This window comes from Albidovulum sp. (assembly GCF_049646345.1).
In the GTDB taxonomy this organism is placed as follows: Bacteria; Pseudomonadota; Alphaproteobacteria; order Rhodobacterales; family Rhodobacteraceae; genus Albidovulum.
The window spans coordinates 1-3622 of record NZ_JBARVQ010000314.1; the positions used below are offsets into that span (position 1 = coordinate 1).

Annotated in this window: 3 protein-coding genes; all 3 read right to left on the bottom strand. The window is 60.5% G+C overall.

The annotated features are described in order from the left end of the window. Positions 1-303 (bottom strand): hypothetical protein (locus WBB85_RS07985; RefSeq protein ID WP_432638091.1); only part of this gene is annotated, 303 nt, incomplete at its 3' end. Between the two features lies 1 nt (position 304). Continuing rightward, entirely contained in the window at positions 305-2509 is a 2205-nt protein-coding gene (locus WBB85_RS07990; protein ID WP_432638092.1) for a pyridoxal phosphate-dependent decarboxylase family protein, read from the bottom strand. Between the two features lie 201 nt (positions 2510-2710). Beyond that, positions 2711-3622: DNA polymerase (locus tag WBB85_RS07995; protein WP_432638093.1), on the bottom strand; the 912-nt coding region annotated here is incomplete at its 5' end.

Genomic DNA, 3622 nt, shown 5'->3' on the forward strand with positions numbered 1-3622 from the left:
GGTAAAGCCTTTGCGCAGACCGCCGCCCAGCGACGGGATGGAGCATCTGTCCTCGATCCGGTTGCAGAGGATGAATGTATCGTCGGGGTAAAGGTCGCGCTGGCGCAGATATTCCTCACGCGCCTCCTTCGGCAGGTCGACATGCAGGATCAGCTGATACTTGTGCTTTTCGCAATGATACTGGGTCATATGGACGCCGTAGATCCGATCCCGCCCAACCAGGATGAAGGCATGCTGGCAGGGATCGTTGTGAACCTCGGGCTCGTGGTACTTCAGTCGCGGCGGAATGTTGTAATGTACCATGTCAGGTCTCCTTCGCGAGGTCGTGTTTCTTGATGATATGGGCCCGTACCTCGTCGACCGTGTCGCGGAAGACGCCCATCAGGGTCGGTATGAAATTGCCGTCGGCAGTCGCGGTGACAAAGGGGTTCTGCATCGTCGAGATCAGGAACCGGACGGCGGTCGGGTGCTTGGTCTTGACCCCGGCCCGTCTGGTAAAGTCGTGGACGAAACCTTCGCCATAGGTCACGGGATCGAATTGCGAGCTGGTGACAAAGAGCGGCGTTTTCGGCACATCCCCCTCATGGTCAGGCGGCACCTGAAGGCTGAGGCGGTTGAACATCTCCTTGTTGAAGTCGTTCATGAGGTCGAGCTTGCGGTTAAGTTTGCCGCCTACCTTGAAATTGAAGGCATAGGCAAAGACCGTCAGATCGGGCCCGAGCGACTGGAAGAGGTCGAGAATATCGGGCTCATCCTCAAAAATCTTACGCAGCTTGCGGTTGGAATGACCGACGATCTTGTCGGCAATGAGTTCCCGCTCTGCCTCGATCTCGGCCGGGGTGCCGCCCGCCTTCTCGGCCGGCAGGCGCTGAAACGGAACGACGACAAAATCGTCCTCCGGCTTGGCCAAAGTGGTCAGCGCCGCGTAGTAGCGCTTGGAATTGAAAACGCAGCGGCCCAGAAGGCGGCCATATCCGCGTGTGTTGGGCGGGATCGAGATATGCGACAAAGCCACGCCCACGGCCGCGGCGCCGGGTTTTGACCCTTCGACGCCATAGACCCCGACCGTCGGCGCCTCACCATCATGAAAGACCACGGGCGAGGTCTGGGCGATGAGAAAGATCATCTGCTTGTTGCGGTAACAAAGCGCCCCGGCGGGATAGGGGATATAGCCCGCCTTATGTGGATCTATGGTGATCGTATCGACTTGCGGCAGTTGTCGGAACTGGTGGCGGACATGATCGCTCAGCGCTTCCTCTGGCGTATCATCAAGCGCGGTTTCCTCACCATCCGGCGTCAGCTTGTCCCTCGGCGCTTTGCGCAGCATCGACGCGAAATACCCGCCCCAGGCAGCGTCGGCATGAAGCGCGAAGGTCAGCCCGCGCGACGCATATTGTTCACGCAAAGCCAAAATATCGGCCAGCGGATCGACGGCACTTTCCTCGGTCGAGCCCATGACCGCAACAACCTGCAAAACGGGGCGTTTCTCCTCCAGACAGGTTTCCAGCGCGCGTGCGAGGTCCGAAACAATCATCCGACCGTCAAGATCGACAGGAATGCAGCGGACGGCGTGTTTGCCCAGCCCCAGAAGCGTTGCCGCCTTCACCCAGGAATAATGCGCGGTTGCGGGCACCAGCACCGCCGGGGCGGGCGGCACCTTGCCGTGCAGCATCTCGGCATTGAATTCGCAAATACCCTTGGCCTGAATGGAATACGTATCGATGGCCGCCTGCACCGCGACATCCTTCGCGCCACCTTCCTTCACCAGCCGCTGCGGCAGCGACAGCGCATCGTCAACGCGCAGGTTCAGCAATTCCCACAGATCAAGATCCAGAAGCCGCGCCCATGTGCCGTCCGGTTTGCGGACCGACAGACCGCTTGCCATCTGCAGATCAGGCTCCACGCGGGCAGCACGGGCCAGTGCGACCGCCTGATATTTCAGGTTCCGCGCCGCCCACATGGACTCGATGTTGGCGACCGACCCGTCGCAGGTGATATGCCCCCAGGGCTCGGGCGTCGCCGCCATGTTGTAGCCCAGCATTTCGCACAGATCGCGCGCCGCCTGAATTTCCAGCGACGTCGTGACCGGCGACGCCTCTGCCGCAACATTGTTCTGGTTAAAGAGCATGCCCGCGAAATACCCGGCAGCCCCGGGCATGGTGATGTCCCAGTACATATGGCTCTGGTTGCGATGGCTCGACAGCGGGATGGAGCCGCGCAGTTCCGACATGATATGGCGCAGGTTTGCCTTCATTGCCGCGACGGTGGTCTTGTAGCTCGGATCGCGCGAGCCGACCATGTCGGGATCGCGCTCCATATAATCCTTGCGGGCCTGCGCATGCTCATCGAGAGCGATCGCGACAAGATCGCGCATGATATCGAGGTTTTCCGCATTCGGCCCGAGGAACCAGGCGGAAGGGGTGTGGGTTTCCGGCGGTTTCAGGCCAAGCGGTTTATGTGCCTTGCCCGCATTGCCTGCCGAATTGATCGCATCCCAATTTGCACCCATCTGCCCCTCGCTTTCAAATAAATTGCAGCACTGCCGCGCCCCGGAAGGGCCGACCACCCCAGAACTTTTAACAATGCACACTGGAAACTGACGGCTTTGGAAAATAATACTACGTACCGAGTGGCGCGGAACAACCTGTATTCGCGTCAGTTTTCTTTCAGCAGCTTTTTAGTCCCGCCTGTCGGCTGTGCGCACAGTGCCTCAATGGGCCTCGGCCCAGTTCGCACCTTGCCCGGCATCGACCACCAACGGCACATCAAGATGGATGGCTGGATGGGCCGCGCCCTCCATCACGTCCCGGGCAGTGTCGATAAGCTGATCGACCGCGCTCTCCTCCACTTCGAAGAGCAGCTCATCGTGAACCTGCAACAGCATTGTCGCGGGCAGGTGCGCGATGGCTGCAGGCATCCGGATCATCGCGCGACGGATCACGTCCGCCGCAGCCCCCTGTATCGGCGCATTGATCGCCGCGCGGCGGGCAAAGCCTGCATGCGGGCCCTTGGCGTTGATCTCGGGCGTATTGATCTTGCGCCCGAAGAGGGTCTGGACAAAGCCGTTTTCCTTGGCGAAGGCCACGGTCGCATCCATATAGCCCCTGATCCCCGGGAAGCGTTCGAAATAGCGATCGATGAAGCCCTGCGCCTCGGCGCGGGGGATGCGCAGGTTACGTGCCAATCCAAAGCCCGAAATGCCATAGATCACCCCGAAATTGATCGCTTTGGCCTGTCGGCGCACCATCGGGTCCATGCCCTCGACCGGCACGTTAAACATCTCGGACGCGGTCATCGCATGGATGTCGATCTCGTCGCGGAAAGCCTGTTTCAACTGCGGAATGTCGGCGACATGAGCGAGGATGCGCAGTTCGATCTGTGAATAATCGAGGCTGACCAGCCGCATCCCAGGCCCGGCGATGAACGCCTCGCGGATGCGCCGCCCTTCCTCGGTCCGCACGGGGATGTTCTGCAGGTTCGGATCGGTCGAGGCGAGCCGCCCGGTCGAAGCCCCGGCGATGGAATACGAGGTATGGACCCGGCCCGTCTCGGGATTGATCGCCTGTTGCAGCGCGTCGGTATAGGTCGATTTCAGCTTAGAAAGCTGCCGCCAGTCCAGCAC